The 17450-nt window shown below is 65.2% G+C and carries 20 protein-coding genes; 9 read left to right on the top strand and 11 right to left on the bottom strand.

Annotation, left to right across the window (positions count from 1 at the left end):
- Window positions 1-20 precede the first annotated feature (20 nt).
- Window positions 21-272 (bottom strand): hypothetical protein, encoded by a 252-nt coding sequence (locus H4P35_RS07955; protein WP_056320044.1) that lies wholly within the window; start codon window positions 270-272, stop codon window positions 21-23.
- A 259-nt stretch (window positions 273-531) separates the two neighbouring features.
- Between H4P35_RS07955 and H4P35_RS07950 the strand changes: the two genes are divergently transcribed.
- On the top strand, window positions 532-723 hold the full coding sequence (locus tag H4P35_RS07950; protein WP_062838453.1) for a hypothetical protein: 192 nt from the start codon (window positions 532-534) through the stop codon (window positions 721-723).
- A 28-nt stretch (window positions 724-751) separates the two neighbouring features.
- On the opposite strand, the gene yddG is transcribed toward H4P35_RS07950, so the two are convergent.
- Window positions 752-1660, bottom strand: coding sequence for an aromatic amino acid DMT transporter YddG (gene yddG, locus H4P35_RS07945; RefSeq protein WP_226848568.1), 909 nt, complete (start codon window positions 1658-1660; stop codon window positions 752-754).
- Window positions 1661-1756: 96 nt separating this feature from the next.
- On the opposite strand from yddG, the gene H4P35_RS07940 reads away from it, so the two are divergent.
- Window positions 1757-1996 carry a 6-phosphofructokinase gene (locus tag H4P35_RS07940; protein WP_152383849.1) on the top strand — a complete coding sequence of 80 codons (240 nt, stop codon included), beginning with the start codon at window positions 1757-1759 and terminating at the stop codon, window positions 1994-1996.
- Between the two features lie 24 nt (window positions 1997-2020).
- Here H4P35_RS07940 and H4P35_RS07935 read toward each other — a convergent pair whose 3' ends face one another.
- From H4P35_RS07935 to H4P35_RS07920, 4 genes are all read right to left on the bottom strand, one after another.
- Window positions 2021-3595: a sensor domain-containing diguanylate cyclase gene (locus H4P35_RS07935; protein WP_180099178.1), complete on the bottom strand. Its 1575-nt coding sequence runs from the start codon at window positions 3593-3595 to the stop codon at window positions 2021-2023.
- Between the two features lie 35 nt (window positions 3596-3630).
- On the bottom strand, window positions 3631-3852 hold the full coding sequence (locus H4P35_RS07930; RefSeq protein WP_152383847.1) for a hypothetical protein: 222 nt from the start codon (window positions 3850-3852) through the stop codon (window positions 3631-3633).
- Between the two features lie 107 nt (window positions 3853-3959).
- Complete coding sequence (locus tag H4P35_RS07925) at window positions 3960-5141, bottom strand: AI-2E family transporter (RefSeq protein WP_226848567.1); 1182 nt, start codon at window positions 5139-5141, stop codon at window positions 3960-3962.
- 91 nt (window positions 5142-5232) lie between these two features.
- Window positions 5233-5943 carry a DUF3053 family protein gene (locus H4P35_RS07920; protein ID WP_226848566.1) on the bottom strand — a complete coding sequence of 237 codons (711 nt, stop codon included), beginning with the start codon at window positions 5941-5943 and terminating at the stop codon, window positions 5233-5235.
- Window positions 5944-6178: 235 nt separating this feature from the next.
- Between H4P35_RS07920 and H4P35_RS07915 the strand changes: the two genes are divergently transcribed.
- The 3 genes from H4P35_RS07915 to H4P35_RS07905 all read left to right on the top strand — a co-directional run bounded on the left by H4P35_RS07915 (window position 6179) and on the right by H4P35_RS07905 (window position 8181).
- Window positions 6179-6538 (top strand): hypothetical protein, encoded by a 360-nt coding sequence (locus tag H4P35_RS07915; protein WP_152383845.1) that lies wholly within the window; start codon window positions 6179-6181, stop codon window positions 6536-6538.
- A gap of 582 nt (window positions 6539-7120) precedes the next feature.
- Entirely contained in the window at window positions 7121-7402 is a 282-nt protein-coding gene (locus H4P35_RS07910) for a hypothetical protein (RefSeq protein WP_056320023.1), read from the top strand.
- A gap of 86 nt (window positions 7403-7488) precedes the next feature.
- Window positions 7489-8181, top strand: a complete 693-nt coding sequence (locus tag H4P35_RS07905) for a cytochrome b/b6 domain-containing protein (RefSeq protein WP_062838458.1) — start codon at window positions 7489-7491, stop codon at window positions 8179-8181.
- 85 nt (window positions 8182-8266) lie between these two features.
- Here the strand turns inward: H4P35_RS07905 and H4P35_RS07900 are convergent, their stop codons facing one another.
- Both H4P35_RS07900 and purB read right to left on the bottom strand, forming a co-directional pair.
- A complete protein-coding gene (locus H4P35_RS07900) occupies window positions 8267-8725 on the bottom strand; it encodes a cytochrome c (protein WP_056322645.1) in 459 nt (152 codons plus the stop codon).
- A gap of 58 nt (window positions 8726-8783) precedes the next feature.
- Complete coding sequence (gene purB, locus H4P35_RS07895) at window positions 8784-10160, bottom strand: adenylosuccinate lyase (RefSeq protein ID WP_062838459.1); 1377 nt, start codon at window positions 10158-10160, stop codon at window positions 8784-8786.
- Between the two features lie 162 nt (window positions 10161-10322).
- On the opposite strand from purB, the gene H4P35_RS07890 reads away from it, so the two are divergent.
- Window positions 10323-10934: a glutathione S-transferase gene (locus H4P35_RS07890; protein WP_056322638.1), complete on the top strand. Its 612-nt coding sequence runs from the start codon at window positions 10323-10325 to the stop codon at window positions 10932-10934.
- A 79-nt stretch (window positions 10935-11013) separates the two neighbouring features.
- On the opposite strand, the gene H4P35_RS07885 is transcribed toward H4P35_RS07890, so the two are convergent.
- The 3 genes from H4P35_RS07885 to H4P35_RS07875 form a co-directional block, all read right to left on the bottom strand.
- The gene (locus tag H4P35_RS07885; RefSeq protein ID WP_056322636.1) at window positions 11014-11832 is read right to left on the bottom strand and encodes a sulfite exporter TauE/SafE family protein; all 819 of its coding nucleotides are present in this window, start codon (window positions 11830-11832) and stop codon (window positions 11014-11016) included.
- Between the two features lie 84 nt (window positions 11833-11916).
- Window positions 11917-13035: a tRNA 2-thiouridine(34) synthase MnmA gene (gene mnmA, locus H4P35_RS07880; protein WP_128827814.1), complete on the bottom strand. Its 1119-nt coding sequence runs from the start codon at window positions 13033-13035 to the stop codon at window positions 11917-11919.
- A gap of 7 nt (window positions 13036-13042) precedes the next feature.
- Window positions 13043-13969, bottom strand: a complete 927-nt coding sequence (locus H4P35_RS07875; protein ID WP_056322630.1) for a LysR substrate-binding domain-containing protein — start codon at window positions 13967-13969, stop codon at window positions 13043-13045.
- A gap of 238 nt (window positions 13970-14207) precedes the next feature.
- Between H4P35_RS07875 and H4P35_RS07870 the strand changes: the two genes are divergently transcribed.
- From H4P35_RS07870 to H4P35_RS07860, 3 genes are all read left to right on the top strand, one after another.
- Window positions 14208-15197, top strand: coding sequence for a tripartite tricarboxylate transporter substrate binding protein (locus H4P35_RS07870; protein WP_056322627.1), 990 nt, complete (start codon window positions 14208-14210; stop codon window positions 15195-15197).
- Between the two features lie 67 nt (window positions 15198-15264).
- Entirely contained in the window at window positions 15265-16140 is an 876-nt protein-coding gene (locus H4P35_RS07865) for an N-formylglutamate amidohydrolase (protein ID WP_180099173.1), read from the top strand.
- Between the two features lie 191 nt (window positions 16141-16331).
- Window positions 16332-17450: a Re/Si-specific NAD(P)(+) transhydrogenase subunit alpha gene (locus H4P35_RS07860; RefSeq protein WP_056322621.1), complete on the top strand. Its 1119-nt coding sequence runs from the start codon at window positions 16332-16334 to the stop codon at window positions 17448-17450.

Genomic DNA, 17450 nt, shown 5'->3' with positions numbered 1-17450 from the left:
TGGAAGGACGGCGCTCGGCGTCAGTCCTTGCGCTTGCCGCCGCTTGCGGCCGGCGCGCGTTCGGACGTGTCGTCCGCGAGAAATGCAAGGACGGCGGCCTTGCCGGCCGTCGACGCTTCATCCTGGCTGGGATATCGCCTGTCCGAATAATTGGTGCTGCGCACATTGCCGGATTCGGGATCGAGCAAGGTAATGATCCACGCAAACTCGCCGGGCGAAAGCTGGCGGACCTGCAAGGTGGCGCGCGTGCCAGGGCGTAGTTTTTGCGGCATCTGGCGGCCTCTCCGGTGTTTTGATCACGCCATCGTAGCGCAATCGCGCCGGGTTGCCGAAGCCTGTTCCGCCGTCGGAAATTGCTGCGTCCGCACACGATTTTCATGCTGCACACTGCGCGGCAAATACGCCACAAAGCCGCCCGCCGGCAAGGAAAACCCTAGGGTGCAGTCTCGCAATACAGGCGCACAATCGACACAAACATCAAGACCGCACAGCGGCGCCGCATCCCCTAAATCAGGCGAGGACGGAGACAACATGACTTACGTAGCAGTTTTCATGAGCTGTTTGATGGTTATGGGTATCGTCGCGTTGGTGGTTCAAACGATACGAAGCGCAGGGCCCGAGCCCTTGTTGAAGATATCGGCGGCGATTGTCAGTTCCACTTTTGCCTCGTTGCTGCTGGTTCCCTTGGGGTTCGCAGTCGCCCTGACGATGCTCGTCGAGTAAATCTCCCCCTCTCACGACACGGCCCGGACTATCCGTTGCGGGCCGGTCTGCCGCGCGTCGCTGCCCAGCACAACAATGAACCGGCGGTGACCATTGCCACGCCCTGCCAGAACGACAGGGTGAGCGGCGTGGATAGCCACAGCGCGGCAAAGAAGGTGGAGAAGACCGGCGTGAAGTACGACGCGGTAGCCAGCAGGGTCAGGTTGCCCCGCAGTATTCCGACGTTCCACAGTGCATAGCCGCTTGCCATGGCGCCAGCGGCCACGCACAACTCGACCGTGGCGGGCGCGGCAAACACCAATGCGGGTTCCGCGCTGAACAGGTACTTGATCCACAAGACCGCTGCCGTGAGCATGAAAAACAGCGCGACGCCATTCTTGCCGTCCGCAAAGCGCTTGGTCACGTTGCAGTAAACGGCCCAGATGATGGCGCCGCTGAAGGCCAGTCCATAACTCAGAGGATTGCTCGACACATTCGCGGCGGTGCGTTCAATTGACAGCCCGCCCGTTCCGCCCACGACCCAGACGATGCCGCAAACCGACAACAAGATGCCCGGCGCCACCCACCAGCTCGCCCGCTGCCCATTGATGAGCATGGCGAACACCACTGTCAGGCATGGCCACAGGTAATTGACGATGCCCAGCTCGATGGCTTGCGCACGATCGGCCGCGAATCCCAGCGACAGCGACAGGCATATCTCATAGGCGACGAACAGCAGGCTGCCCACGATGAGATACGACCGGGGAAACGTGCGCAGCTTGGGCAATCCCAGCAACAGCACCAGGAAGATGGACCCTCCCGTATAGATCAGCGCGGCGCCGCCAAGGGGGCCGAAGTTTTCACTGACGCCCCGGATCAGGCCGACGACCGTGCCCCACAGCAGGATAGCCAGCAGACCCAGGGTAGTGGCCGCGTTCCGGCCAGGATTCAATTGCATTACCGTTTCCGATTGCGCGCCGCGCATGCCCGGCAATCAGACCGGACCGGCGCCAAGGCGGCAAGTTTAGCGAAAACCCAACGGAGAAATAGCGGCATGGCCATTTCTACACGCAGGATGAGCGACGTGCTGGCAAGCACGGATTCGGGGCGCCTTTACCGCATTGAAGTGTTCTTGCGGGCGGACGACGCGGGCGCCAGCCCCATGCCGCTTGCCGCATCGCGCTACATACTCAGAACCTCCGAAGGCGACCCTGTCGTCGCGCTGGACGACAGGCGCTATCGCTTGAAATCGGGCGAGGTCCTGACCGCACTGTCGCCGCGCCAGGATATGTGACGCGCATGGCGACCGGCGGCGGACCTACTGGTCCTGCGCCACCCGGCGCTTGCCCAGGCCCTTGGCGCGGTACAACGCCACATCGGCCCGCTCGAGCAACTGCAACATGGTGGCGCCCGATTGGGGATACACCGCGATGCCGATGCTTGCCGACACCGCGACGCGCACATTGGGGTACGGTAAGGACAGGCTCTCGACCAGGGCTTCGGCCACCAGCCGCGCGTTCTCCTGGTTGGCGCCCAGCAGCAGCACCGCGAATTCGTCGCCGCCCAGCCTTGCCGCCACGTCCGAGACCCGGATGGCGCTGGCCATGCGATCGGCCGCCTCTTTCAGGACCGTGTCGCCGGCCGCGTGCCCGTGCATGTCGTTGACCGCCTTGAAGCCGTCCAGGTCGATCGCCAGGATCGAGAACGAATCGCCGCTGCGCTGGGCGACCGCCAGTTCACGCAGCACGAGTTCGCCGAACAGCACCCGGTTGCACAGGCCGGTGAGCGGATCGTAGTGCGCCAGGTGCTGGGCGCGCGCCAGCTTGCGCGACGCCTGCAGCATGGCGGCGCCCACCTCCTGGGCTTCCTTGATGCGCGTGGCGGGCAGTTCCACGGTCCGGCCTTCGCCCAGCGCGAGCGCCGGCGCGACCAGCCCCTGCACGGCCGACGTGAGCCGGCTTGCAAGCCTGAGCGCCAGCCACAACCCCAAACCGAACGCGAACAACGTGCCCAGACCAATCCACGCAATGGATCGGTACAGGTCCGTGGTCAGCAATTGCATGGGCGCGCCGGCGGCGACTGTCCAGCCCGACAGCGTCGACCGGCTGAACGCGGTGTAGACGGGCGTGCCTTCCTTGGTGATCGTCTCCAACGAGCCTTCGCCTTCCTGCTGCACGGCGCGGGCCAGCGCCGGCACCGCCTTCTGACCCACAAATTTGGAGGTGTCGCGGGTGCGGGCGATGATGGTTCCCGAGCCGTCCAGCACGGCGGCCACCCAGCCCTCGGGCAGGGCGCGGCGGCCCAGGACGTTGCCGATGCGCTCGGGCGACAGTCCTACGTTCAGGCTGTACACCACCTCTCCGTCCCGCAAGACTGGCACGCCGAGCGCGATGGTGGGGTCCTTGGTCAGACCGCCGGTGAACAGGCTTGTCAGCACCGGCATGCGCGTCAGGAAGACGCGACCCAGTTCATCGGGCGCCCTGCCGGTCGGCAAGGCCGAGCCGTAGGGCACCTGCGTGTTGATGATCTGCCGGCCTTCCTTGTTCGTCAGCACGTAAGTGTCGGCGATCTGAAAGCGCACGGACTCGCGCGCGCGCCGATGGAAGCCGGCGAGATCGCCCTCGACCAGATCCGGCGAGGACGCCAGCATCTGCAAACCGGCTTCGACGCCGGTGAGCTCACGATCCAGGATCGCCGTGAGATTGCGCGCCAGGAAGATCGTGTCGCGGAAGATCCGCTCTTTCTGGATGACGTAGCTTTCGTAGACGGCGACCGTTGCCACGACGAGCGCCGGGGTAATACAGGCAAAGACGAGGGCAAGCAGACCCGTCCGCATGGAATAGCGGCGCGCCCGGCGGCGGCGCACGCCAGCAACCGTTTCGCCGTCAGCCATGGCGCGGCCTGCCCCTCGGTCTGCCCATCGCCCTGCTATCTCTCTTCCAGGTCGGGCGTGCCTGAAAACTGGCTCTTGAGCAGTGTCAGCGCGCCTTTTTCAGCCAGCGCTTCGTTGGGGAACACGTGCTTGGTGTCTTCAAGAACCGGAAAGCCGAAGACGCGCACGCGCGTGTGGTATCCCTCGGGCGTTTCGGCGAACTCAATGTCGAAGTTGCGTTCCTCGATCCAGCCCGACCGATGCAGTTTCCATTCCATATCCGGCGCGCTCCTGTTTGGCGAAGTTGACACGAAAGGCCGGCCGCGGTTCGGCCGGCGCTGCTACACCTTACACCCGGCCGGGCGCACGCGGGCGCCCGGCGAGATCATTCGTCGCGGGACTGGCGATCCCTGGCAAGCGCTGCCTGCGCACGCGCGCCGGCGCCCCCGGATGCCGGCGGCGAACCGGCCACGGGGTTGCCCGGCAGCGGCGCGCTCACTGCGTGCCCCCCCCCCGGGTCGCCTGCCGCGGGCGAAAACAGATCCCAGCTTGCCATGAACAACGCCGCGATGAGCGGACCGATCACGAATCCGTTCAGCCCGAACAGCGCCATGCCGCCCAACGTGGAGATCAGGATCACGTAGTCCGGCATCTTCGTGTCCTTGCCCACCAGAATGGGCCGCAGCACGTTGTCGACCATGCCGATGACCAGCACGCCGAACGCAATGAGCACCGCGCCCTTGACCACGGCGCCCGTCAGCAGGAAGTACACGGCCACCGGCGCCCAGATCAGCCCCGCCCCGATCGCGGGCAGCAGCGACAGGAAGGCCATGATGACGCCCCACAGCAGCGCACCCTGGATCGAAAGGATGGAAAAGATGATGCCGCCCAGCGCGCCTTGCGCCGCCGCGACCGCGACGTTGCCCTTGACGGTGGCGCGCACCACGGTCGTGAACTTGCGGAACAGGTGCTGCTTGTGCGTGTCGCTCAGCGGCACGGCACGGCGCAGTCGCGCCGACAGCAGCGGACCGTCGCGCAGCAGGAAGAACAGCAGATACAGCATGATGCCGAAGCTGACCACGAACTGGAAAGTGTCCTGCCCGATGTTCAAGGCCTGGGTGGCCAGGAACTGGCTGGCCTGCATTGCACCGGCCGTCAGCTTGTCCTGCAGGCTGGCAATATCGGCCAGGTCAAAGCGCGCCAGCAATGCGTGCACGGATGGCGGCAGTGCGTCCATCGCCTGCTGGAAGTACGCGCCAAAGTTGATTTGCCCGGACTTGATGCTTTGGTAGAAATTCGCCCCTTCGTTCACGAGCGACCCGCTGATCACGACCAGCGGAAGAATCACCAGCAGCAGCACGAGCAGCAGCGTGATGAGCGCGGCCAGATTGCGCCGCCCGCCAATGCGCGCCACCAGACGGCGCTGCAACGGCGCGAAAAGGATGGCAAGAATGGTGCCCCAGAAGACGGCGCCATAGAACGGCCACAACAGCCAGCCGAACGCGATGGTGACCACCACGAGCAGGAGCACGAAGGTCCTGTAATGCACGCCTGAAGAATCGCTCATAGTCAGTCCAAGGCACGGCATGCGCCGCAAGAGCCGCATTGTACAAAGCGCGGCCGGGCGCCGCTGGGATGGCGACGGGGCTGGCGCATGGCTAGGGCGCGGCCGAGCCCGCGCTGGCAGCCTGCAGCAGCGTTGCGCGCGCGGCTTCCAGCCCACCCGACTGCGCGTTCAATGCTTGCAACCGCTGGTTCAGCTCCTGTTGCAAGGTCGGCTTGACCACCTTTGTTTGCCCCTCTTCGAACTGGATGTCCGCGGCATTGGCCGCCACGAAGTCCGCAATGGCCAGCGCATCGCGGGCAATCGCATCCATCCGGGATGCCGCGTCGATCAATTCCCCGGCCGGCGCCGTCACCGCCTCGTCATAGACGCCGTCATAAACGGGCGCCAGGTCGGCGGGCAAGGCAAGATCCGCGCGCGCCTTGTCTGCCTTGCCGCGCGCCGCCTGGACCTGGGCGGCACTGCCGGCCAGCGTCTTGCGTGCGGCCTCCAGGCTACCCCGGCGCGCCACGATCTCTTCAACGGACTGGATCGTCTCCACCGACAGCACCTCGCGCAGGGGCGCCGCCGCCTTGGCCAAGGCTTCCTGGAAATCCGTCATGACCTCGTACGCGTCGTCGTAGCCGCCAATGGCTTCCTTTTCCGACTTGCCCAGCATGCCGATCGGCACGAGCGTCACGTTGTTCATCCGACCCTGCAGCAACTGTATGAATGCGGCGCGCTCCTGCGGTTCCTTGTTGACGCACGCCGCCAGCAACATCGAGACGACCGCCATTCCTGTCACCCACGCGCGAACCCAAACCATGCGCATCCTGTTAGCACTCCGATTCCGCAGATTACGGCCGCACGGGGCGGGCCATTCGGGCAGATTATCCGGTAGCGCCGCCAATGGGGCCAGAAGGGGCGGAATTTGTTGCCATCGAAGCGAGTTGACACAGTGCGCGCCGCGCCGCGCGCCCGCGTCGCAGCCTTTACGCATCCTCTAAAATCGAACATTCGGCGGCCCGTTGCCGCCTCCTCTCATTGCCTTGGCTGACGACATGACTCAGAACGCTTCCCCCCTGCCCTGGGGCTTCACCCTGCCGGACTGCCGCGGCGCAAACGCCCTGCTTCATTTCATGAATGACCTGGCGCGCGTGGTCAATCAATACCTGGGCCACGGCAAGTTGTCGGAGGAAGCGCTGGCGGATGCGCAAAAGGCGGTCAATGCCTTGCTCGAGCGCTATGTGGAAATCCAGGCGGCCCCGGAGGCCTTTGACGACGAACGTATCGAACTCGCCCTGGAAACCCAGCAGCAGCCCGATGGCACGACCGGCGCCCAGGTGGCGCTGCGCATGTCGCCACGCCTGGAAGGCCTGATCATCGAGGCCCAGCGACAGGCCCGTCCCGCAACGCACTAATCGGCAAGGGCGCACGTCCCGCGCCCTCCTTTCCGAAAAAGCTTGCATAATCGCTCAAATGTCGATAATATTGACGGTTGGATCTGAAAGGGCAGACCTTTGAGGGTCAGCCCGGCCAAGCTAAACGCCTGTGGCCACCCCCTGCCAAGATCCGCCCGACAGCGCTGGCGTCCTAGCGAAGTACAACGCAAAAAACGCAACCCCAGCGCCGCATCGGGAACGCCTTCACCCGTCCGCCAGTCCGGACCGGCATGAAGCAAACCCAACCCAAATGATGGCTTCACCCGCTACCACGCGGGCGTACGCCAATGCGCCGGCAATCTTGTCTTTCGCCGCGCAGCCCGAATCGATGCCCTCCAAGACTGGACGAAGGCATCACTTCGCCGGACCCGGCGCGCAAAAAACATGAGAATGCGCAAAAGGACGGCAGCAGCAATGCGTTAGTGTCATGTAGCGCGTGTCCAATCACATCCGGCGGACGCAGCGCATCACGCACACTCATGGCGGCAATTTTCCCGCCCGGTGCGTTCACCATGGCAAGACGCAGCTTTTCCTATAACTAGAACCTAAAGAGAACACAACATGAACACTCGTTTCACCACCACCGACCTGATCCGACGCCCGGCCCACACGCAGCTTGACGACATGCCTATCCACATCGGCGACATCGTCTATCTGCAACCGGCCGACGGCCCCGAGATTCGCGCCACGGTCATCTTCAATGCGCCGATCAACGGCACGACGACTTACACCACTGAAGTCGTACCCTGCGGATCGGCCGTACAGAAGGCGCCGGGCCAACGCATCCGGTTCCGCCACGAGCATGTGCATCGCATCGAACCGGTGCGCCGCAACGCTCGCTGATCTGCCTCAAAACCGCCGCCTGACTAGTGCGGCGGTTTGCTTTGTGCGTGATAAAGTCCGGGCAACTCCCGTCCGCCGATCTCAACATGCAGAACAATCGTCTCGCGGTCCGTATCTGGGACCTCCCCACCCGACTCTTTCACTGGGCCCTCGTCGTCTGCATCGTCGGCGCGTTCGTCAGCGTCAAGTTGGGCGGTCTGTACATGGACTGGCACGTGCGTTTCGGCTGTACGGCGCTGGGTCTGATCCTGTTTCGCCTGCTCTGGGGCTTTGCCGGACCGCGCTATGCCCGCTTCGCGCATTTCGTGCGCGGCCCGGGCGCCGTGGTCCGCTACCTGAAGGGCGCCGCCGCGCCCGCCGGCCACAATCCGCTGGGCGCGCTGTCGGTCATGGCCTTGCTGCTGGTCGTGGGCTTTCAGGCAGTCAGCGGCCTGTTCACCACCGACGACATCATGACGCAGGGCCCCTTGTTCGGGTATGTCTCGGAAGCCACCGCCAGCGCGATGACGTCCTGGCACAAGCTCAACGAGTGGGTCATCATCGGCCTGGTCGCGTTGCACCTGCTGGCCGTCATCTGGTATGCGGTCGTGCGCCGCAAGCGTCTGGTGCGCGCCATCATCACCGGCAACGTCGACGCCAAGGATGTCCCGGCCGGCACGCCGCCCGCGCAGGATGGGCTGGCGGTCTGGCTGCGCGCCCTGGTGCTGGGCGCCTGCGTGACGGGACTGGTGCTGTGGATACGATCGCTCGAGATCGTGTCCGACATGTCCTTCTCCTGATCGCGCACCCATGAAAAAAGCCCCTTGACGGGGCTTTTTGCTTTTTGCTTGTTGAGCGGCGGACCGGCACGGCCGGCCCGGCACCTTACTTCTTCTTGCGGTACGCGTCGTGGCAGGCCTTGCAGCTGGCGCCCACGTCGCCGAAAGCGGCGCGCAGCTTGTCCAGATCGCCTGCGTCGGCAGCCGCCGACAGCTTCACGATGTTGTCCTGAAACGCCTGCTGCTTCTGCTTGAAGCCCGCGGCATCGCTCCAGATTTCCGGACGGGCGTCGCCGCCTTCCGTACCCGGACCGAAACCCGCCCAAGGCAATGCCGACAGCGTCTTCAGCACATCGACGTTGGCCTTGATCTGCGCGGCGTCGTAGGGCGCCTGGCCCTTGACCACCGGCGCCATGCGGCCAAAGTGCGAGCCGATCAGCGAGAGCGCCGACTGGCGGTACTTGACCGCATCTTCAGGCTTGGCGAATTGCGCGGAGGCGGACGTCGCCAGCAGCGGACCCACCGTCATACAGGCCAGCGCTGCGAGCGTGGACAACTTCTTCATTGCGATCTCCCGTAGGTACAACGTGAAAGCCGCGCGCATGACGCGCGCGGCACGGCGACTATACCGCCCGGGCCAGCTCGGCCGCCAGGCCGATGTAGGAGCGCGGGGTCATCGCCAGCAGGCGGGCCTTGGGCTCTTCAGGCAGCGCCAGGCCCTGGATGAATTCTCGCAGGGCCTCTTCGGTGATGCCCTTGCCGCGCGTCAAGGCCTTGAGCTGTTCGTAGGGCTGCGGCAGACCGTAGCGGCGCATGACGGTCTGCACCGGTTCGGCCAGCACTTCCCAGCACGCGTCGATATCGGCGTCGATGGCGGCCGTGTTGACTTCCAGCTTGCCCAGGCCGCGCATGCAGGCATCCCATGCCACCAGGCAGTAGCCCAGGCCCACGCCCAGGTTGCGCAGGACGGTGGAATCGGTCAGGTCGCGCTGCCAACGGGAGATGGGCAGCTTGTCGGCCAGATGGCGCAGCACGGCGTTGGCCAGACCCAGGTTGCCTTCGGAGTTTTCGAAGTCGATCGGGTTGACCTTGTGCGGCATGGTCGACGAACCGACCTCGCCTTCCTTCAGGCGCTGCTTGAAGTAGCCCAGCGCCACATAACCCCAGATGTCGCGATCCAGGTCCAGGATGATGATGTTGGCGCGGGTGATCGCATCGAACAGCGCGGACATCCAGTCATGCGGCTCGATCTGGATCGTGTGGCGGTTTTGGGTCAGGCCCAGCCCGGACAGCACGCGCTTGCTGAATTCGGGCCAGTTGATTTCCGGATAGGCGGACAGGTGGGCGTTGTAGTTGCCCGTGGCGCCGTTCAGCTTGGCCAGGGGCTCGACGGCCTCGACGGCGGCGATGGCGCGGTTCAGGCGCGCGGCCACGTTGGCGAATTCCTTGCCCAGCGTGGTCGGGCTGGCGGGCTGGCCATGCGTGCGCGACAGCAGCGGCTGGTCGGCGTTGGCGATGGCCATTTCATTCAGCTTGGCGGCCACTTCGCGCAGGCGCGGCACCACGACCTGGTCGCGCGCGCGCGACAGCATCAGCGCGTGCGAGGTGTTGTTGATGTCTTCGGACGTGCACGCGAAGTGGATGAACTCGGCCGCGCGGGCCAGTTCGGCGTCATCGGCGACCTTTTCCTTCAGCCAGTATTCAACGGCCTTCACGTCGTGGTTGGTGACGCGCTCGATCTCCTTGATGCGGCCAGCGTCGGCTTCGGAGAAATTGGCGACCAGCTGGGCCAGACGCGCGCGGGCGCCCTCGGAGAAGGCCGGCAGCTCGGGCAGGCCGGCGTCCGACAGCGCGATCAGCCAGGCGACCTCGACTTCGACGCGGTGCGCCATGAAACCGGCTTCGGACAGCAGACCGCGCAGCGCGTCGCCCCGGGAAGCGTAGCGGCCATCCAGTGGCGAAAGGGCATTAAGTTGGCTCAGCTGATCGGCGATTTGCATGGTCTGGTAGAGAAAAAACGACGGATGGGAAAACCCGGCGATTTTATCATCCGGGGCGGCCCGACATTGTGGCAAACTGACGAAGATTCCGCCCTGCGGACAATTCCGGCCGTCATACAGCCTGCTATACTTCGGCCGCTTTCCGACTCCGCTTGTGACTCCATGAAACTGATCGGCTCGCTTACCAGTCCCTACGTGCGCAAAGTGCGTATCGTCATGGCCGAGAAAAAGCTGGACTACCGGCTTGAACTCGAAAACGTCTGGTCCGCCGACACGCAGATCCAAACGTACAACCCGCTGGGCAAAGTTCCTTGCCTGGTCATGGAAGATGGCGGCGCCCTGTTCGACTCGCGCGTCATCGTCGAATACCTGGACACCCTGTCTCCTGTCGCCCGGCTGATTCCGCAGCCCGGACGCGACCGCGCAGCCGTCAAGTGCTGGGAAGCCATCGCCGATGGCCTCCTGGACGCGTGCGTGACCATCGTCAAGGAAAACCAGCGCCCCGAAGCCCAGCGCAGCCCCGAATGGATCGAGCGCCAGTACGGCAAGATCCACGCCAGCCTGGACGCCATGAACAAAAGCCTGGGCGACAACGCGCATTGCATGGGCATCAACTACAGCCTCGCGGACATCGCCGTGGGCTGTGCCCTGGGGTATCTCGACCTGCGGTTCCCCTCGCTGGACTGGCGCACTGGCCAGCCCAACCTGGCCCGCCTGTACGACAAGCTGTCCCAACGCCAGTCGTTCATCGACACGGTGCCCAAGACGGCCTGACGCCTCAACAAAAACGCCCGGCATGGCCGGGCGCTCGCTTTTACCGGCCGCTTTCCGCGGCCGGTTTTCATTTCCGCGATCAAACCGTCCAGGTCTGCCAGGCCTTGAACAGCATGTAGGCCGCCAGCGCAAACAGCAGTGCGGCGAACACGCGTTTGAGCGTCTGAACCGGCAGGCGATGCGCCATGCGCGCCCCCAGCGGCGCGGTCAGGACACTGGTGCAGACCAGCGCCAGCAGCGCCGGCCAATAGATGAAGCCGAGCATCCCCGGATAGGTCTGGGCCTCGTTCAGGCCCGAGACGACATAGCCCACGCTGTTGGCCAGCGCAATCGGAAAGCCCAGCGCCGCCGACGTCGACACCGCGTTGTGCAGGGCCACGTTGCACCAGACCATGAACGGGACCGACAGGAACCCGCCCCCGGCGCCGACCAGGCCCGACAGAAAACCGATGCCCGCGCCGGCCGCGCTGGTGCCGACAACGCCCGGCATCTGCCGCGTGGGCTTGGGCTTCTTGTTGCGCAGCATGCTCCAGCCGGAATACCCCACGAACAGGGCGAAGAACAGCGACAGCCACAACGTGCTCAGCGCCGCGAACACCGCGCCGCCGGAAAGCAGCCCGCCGACGATGATGCCCGGCGCCATCGCGGCGACGATGCGCCACTTGATGGTGCCTCGCTGCTGGTGGGCCCGGACGCTGGAGATGGACGTAAAGAGGATCGACGTCATGGACGTGGCGATCGCCGCATGCACGACCAGATCGGCCGGCATTTTCTGCCAGGTGAACAGCATCGTCAGGAACGGCACCAGCAGCATCCCGCCGCCAATGCCAAGCAGGCCCGCCGCAAAGCCCACCACGCCGCCCAGGACCAACAGGCAGATCACCATCGTCACATCCACAACCCTCTCCTCGCTTTTATTGTCATGAACAAGGCCCCACGGATATTGCACCCGGGGGCCTTGGTTACGTGCGGCAGGGCATTCCTAAAGAATGATCCCGCCGCCCAGGCAAACCTCGCCATCGTATAGCACGGCCGACTGGCCGGGCGTCACCGCCCACTGGGGGTCGGTAAATTCCAGTGAAAAAGTCTCTTGCGCCGCATCGGCCAGGCGGCACGCCGCATCGGCCTGCCGGTAACGCGTCTTGGCGCCGTAGACGCCGGCGGCCGGCGGGTGGCCCGCCACCCAGCTCGCGTCCTGCGCCTTCAGGTTGCCGGACAGCAGCCACGGATGGTCGTGCCCCTGCACGACGTACAGCACGTTGCGCTCCAGATCCTTGCGGGCCACGTACCAGGCTTCGGCCGTGCCGTCCTCCCGTTGCCGGCCCTTCACGCCGCCCACGCCCAGCCCCTTGCGCTGGCCCAGCGTGTAAAACGACAAGCCTTCGTGGCGGCCCACTTTCTGCCCTTCGGGCGTCAGGATGGGGCCCGGCTCAGTCGGCAGGTAGCGGTTCAAAAATTCCCGGAACGGGCGCTCGCCGATGAAGCAGATGCCGGTGGAATCCTTTTTGGCGGCATTGTGCAGGCCGATCTCGTGCGCGATGCGGCGCACTTCGGTCTTGTGAATCTCGCCCAGCGGAAACAGCGTGCGCGACAACTGCGCCTGGTTCAGCCGATGCAGGAAGTAGCTTTGGTCCTTGGAAGCGTCCAGCGCCTTGAGCAGCTGGAACTGCGTGCCGCCGCCCTCGGCTGGCACTTCGCGCACGCGCGCATAGTGGCCGGTCGCGATGTGCTCGGCGCCCAGCGCCATGGCGTGGTCCAGGAATGCCTTGAACTTGATTTCGGCATTGCACAGCACGTCGGGATTGGGCGTGCGGCCCGCGGAGTACTCGCGCAGGAACTCCGCGAACACGCGGTCCTTGTATTCGGCGGCGAAGTTGACGAATTCGAATTCCACGCCGACCAGATCGGCCACGCTGGCGGCGTCCAGCAGATCCTGGCGGGTGGAGCAGTATTCGGAATCGTCGTCGTCTTCCCAGTTCTTCATGAACAGGCCGACGACCTCGTAGCCTTGCTGCTTGAGTAGCCACGCGGTGACCGAAGAATCGACCCCGCCGGACATGCCGACGACAACGCGGCCTTTCTTGGTGGATGTTTGACTCATGATGCGGCTATTTTAGATCGGACACGGCGTCTTCCCGCGGCTGGGGCTCGGCGGCGCGGGACACTTCCATCAGCCAGGCCCGGAAGGCCTGCAACGTGGGCAGATTGGCCTTTTGCTCGGGATAGCACAGGTAGTAGCCCATGCGCGCCCGGATCGGCAGCTGGATGGCGATGGCAAGCTTGCCGTCGCGCAGCTCGTCCTCGATCAGGCAGCGCGGGATCAGCGCCACGCCAAAGCCCGCGGCGGCTGCCTGCGACAGCAACGCGTATTGGTCGAAACGCGCGCCTTCCAGGCTGCGGCGCGTGTCGCAGCCGGCCTGCTCGAACCAGTCGCGCCAGCCCTCCAGGGCCGACGTATGGTGCAGCAGCGGATAGGCCAGGAGCGCTTCGGGCGACGTGCACCCGCCCGGGATCAGGCGGGGACTGCAGACGGGAAGAATCTCGCGGCCGACGATGTAATCGGCCCCGCTGCCGGGCCACAGGCCCTCGCCGAAGCGCACGGCGGCGTCCAGCTCCGGCGTGGAGAAGTCGTAGCCCTGGCGGTGCGGCAGGAATTCGACGTGGATATCGGGACGCAAGCGCATGAAGGCGGTCAGGCGCGGAATCAGCCAACGCGCGCCGAACGTGGGCATGCAGGTCAGGTTCAGCGTGCCGCCCCGCCCCTGATGCGCAATCAGTTCGACGGTGGCCGCTTCGATCTGGCCGAGACCGGCCTGGATCTTGGCCAGGTAACTGCGGCCCGCTTCGGTCAACACCAGGCCTTGCCTGATTCGCAGGAATAGTTCGACGCCAACGAACTCCTCCAGATGTTTCACCTGTTTACTCACCGCGCCCTGCGTCACGCACAATTCCTGCGCAGCGCGCGTGAAACTGCTGTGCCTGGCGGCGACTTCAAAGGCCTGAAGATCGGTTAAAGAGGGACAGAAACGCCTCATTTGCAGCCCCCACCCGTCGTGGGGCTCCCTTGCCCGCGCGGGCGTGACGTCGACACAGGATGCACGGCGAATGTTACGTAAAAGTAACCGCGGCGAAGCCCTGCCGAGTAAGAGGTATGAAAAAAAGTCATAGCTTACGGAGAATCTTTCGTTTGCGCAAACCCGCCCGCCAGGAAAGAATCGTCGGGTTTGCGACTGCTTTCATGCAGCTGCTTTCCATTCATTAGTAGGGGAATTCATGCAACGCCGTAATGTAGTTCTGGGCCTGTGTGTCGCTGCCGCGACCCTGGCCACGCCGCTGACCTCGGGTATCGCGCACGCTGAAGACGCGTACCCCAGCAAGCCCATCCGCCTGATCGTTCCCTTCCCGCCCGGCGGCACCACCGACATCGTCGGCCGCCTGTTCGCCGACAAGCTCGGCAAGGAACTGGGCCAGACCGTCGTCGTGGAAAACCGCGGCGGCGCCGGCGGCTCGATCGGCAGCGCGTTCGTCGCCAGCAGCGCGCCGGACGGCTATGTCCTGGGCATTGCCACCGTCAGCACGCACGGCATCAACCCGGCCATCTACCCGAACCTGCCGTTCGATGGCGAGAAGGACTTCACGCCCGTCTCGAACCTGGCCGCCGTGCCGAACATCATGACCATCAACCCGAAGGTCCAGGCCAAGAACATCGCCGAGTTCATCACGCTGGCCAAGAGCCAGCCGGGCAAGCTGACGTACGCGTCGGCCGGCAACGGTTCGGTCTCGCACATGATGGGCGAACTGTTCAAGATGGCGTCGGGCACCGACCTGATGCACGTGCCGTACCGTGGCGTTGGCCCCGCGCTGAACGACGCGCTGGCCGGCCAGGTCGACGTCATGTACGACAACCTGCCCTCCACCCTGCCGCACGTGCAGTCCGGCCGCCTGATCGCCATGGCTGTCGCCGCCCCGCAGCGCGTTGCCGCGCTGCCTGACGTGCCCACGTTCGCCGAAGCCGGCCTGCCCGCCGTGAACGACGCGTCGTGGTTCGGCCTGGTCGCCCCGGCCAAGCTGCCCGCCCCCGTGCTGGCCAAGCTGAACGCCGCTGTCCAGAAGGTCAGCGCCGAAGAGGACGTCAAGAGCCGCCTCGCTGCCCTGGGCGCTTCGCCCGCGGCCAACACCTCGGCCGAATTCGGCGCGCAGATCTCGGCTGAAATCGCCAAGAACAAGCGCATCGCCAAAGAAGCCAACGTGAAGATCGACTAACCGGTCTTCGGTCCTCGCGCGCCGCCGGCACGCGAGGACCTCCGATTCACGAACGCAGTACCCCTCTATGCGAATTACCCGCCCCCTGTCCTACCGCCTCGACCTTCCGCAGCAATACCCCGATTCGGATATTTCGGCCCCCCTCGTGCTGGATTCCCCGCACAGCGGCACCGCCTACCCCCCCGATTTCGCTGCCGCGGTGGACTTTGGCGCATTGCGCACCGCCGAGGACACCTGGGTTGACGATCTGTGGGGCGACGCCATCGAGATGGGCGTGCCGATGATTGCCGCGGCCTTCCCGCGCGCCTACATCGACGCCAACCGCGCCCGCGACGAAATCGACGAACTGCTGCTGGACCAGGCTTGGCCTGACGCGCTGAATCCTTCGCCCAAGGTCAAGCTTGGCAAGGGCCTGATCTGGCGCATGCTCGATGACGGCACGCCGCTGTACGACCGCAAGCTGACGGTCGAGGAAGTGCGCCACCGCATCGACGCCTGCTGGGCGCCCTATCACGCCGCGCTTGGCCAGGTGCTGGACAACGCGCATCGCAAGTTCGGCAAGGTCTGGCACATCAACTGCCATTCCATGCCCAGCGTCGCCGGTGAATTCGCCACCGACCGCCCCGGCCTCGTCCACCCCGATTTCGTGCTGGGCGATCGCGACGGCAGCACCAGCGACCCCGCCTTCCGCGAATTCATCGCGGCCTGGCTGCGCGAGCGCGGCTACGACGTCACCGTGAACGATCCCTACAAGGGCGTGGAACTGGTGCGCGCGTTCGGCCGCCCGCAAGAAGGCCGCCACAGCCTGCAGATCGAAATCAACCGCAAGCTCTACATGGACGAAGTGTCGCTTCGCCCCACCGAAAACTATGGCCGCCTGAAGGCCGATCTGCGCGACCTCACCCGCGCGCTGATCAACTGGACGCGCGCGCAGACGGCTTGACGCCGGACGTCTGTTCGCCGGCGCCGGCCAGCGACGTGTTCATACCGGCCGGCGCATTCGGGTTGCAAGACCCCTGCCCCATGGTTCGCCATGGGGTTTTTTTTGCCCGCGCGAGATGCGGACAAACGGGGGAAGCGTCAGAGCGCACATTCCGTGTATAACTACGGCGAACCTTCTGAGGAGAGGCGTCGATGCACATCGGGATACCAAAAGAAACCCGAGACGGGGAAACCCGTGTCGCAGCAACACCGGAGACCGTCAAGAAGTACGTGGGCGGCAAGCACACCGTCGTCGTGGAGCGTGGTGCGGGCGCCGCGGCCCGCTATCCCGACGATGCCTACGTTGCCGCGGGCGCCACGCTAGGTTCCGCTCAGGATGCCCTGGGCGCCGATCTGGTCATGAAGGTTCGCGCGCCCTCCCCTGAAGAATTGCCGCACATGAAACCGGGCACGGTGGTCATCGGCATGCTCGATCCCTTCGACGCCGAAGGCCTGGCGCAACTGGCCGCCGCCGGCCTGACCGGCTTCGCGCTGGAAGCCGCGCCGCGCATCACCCGCGCCCAAAGCCTGGACGTGCTGTCCTCGCAGGCCAACCTGGCCGGCTACAAGGCCGTGCTGCTCGCCGCCCATCACTACGGACGGCTGATTCCCATGATGATGACGGCCGCCGGCACGCTGAAGGCCGCGCGCGCGGTCATCCTGGGCACTGGCGTCGCTGGCCTTCAGGCCATCGCCACGGCCAAGCGGCTGGGCGCCGTGGTCGAGGCATCCGACGTGCGCCCCGCGGCCCGCGAACAGGTCGAATCGCTGGGCGCCAAGTTCATCGACGTGCCCTTCGAAACCGACGAAGAACGCGAGATCGCACAGGGCAAGGGCGGCTACGCGCGCCCCATGCCCCCGGCCTGGATGGCCCGCCAGGCGGCGCTGGTGTCCGAACGCTGCAAGCAGGCCGATATCGTGATCACCACGGCGCTGATTCCCGGCCGGCCCGCCCCCATGCTGGTTTCGGCGGAAACGGTCGCGGCCATGAAGCCCGGCTCGGTGCTGGTGGACCTTGCCGTCGAACGCGGCGGCAACTGCCCGCTTTCCGAGAAAGGCCGCATCGTCGAAAAGCACGATGTCACGATCATCGGGCTGACCAACCTGCCCGGCCTGGTCGCCACCGACGCCTCGGCGCTCTACGCGCGCAACATCCTGGATTTCCTGAAGCTCATCATCAATGCGGACGGCGCGCTGGCGATCCAGCGCGACGATGAAATCGTGGCGGCCTGCCTGGTGTGCGAAGGCGGCAATGTGACGCGGAGGACGTAA

The organism is Achromobacter sp. 77, from assembly GCF_020541125.1.
GTDB classification, from domain to species: domain Bacteria; phylum Pseudomonadota; class Gammaproteobacteria; order Burkholderiales; family Burkholderiaceae_B; genus Achromobacter; species Achromobacter mucicolens.
Note: the sequence above shows the minus strand (reverse complement) of the source record. Positions and strands in the feature narration are given on the sequence as shown.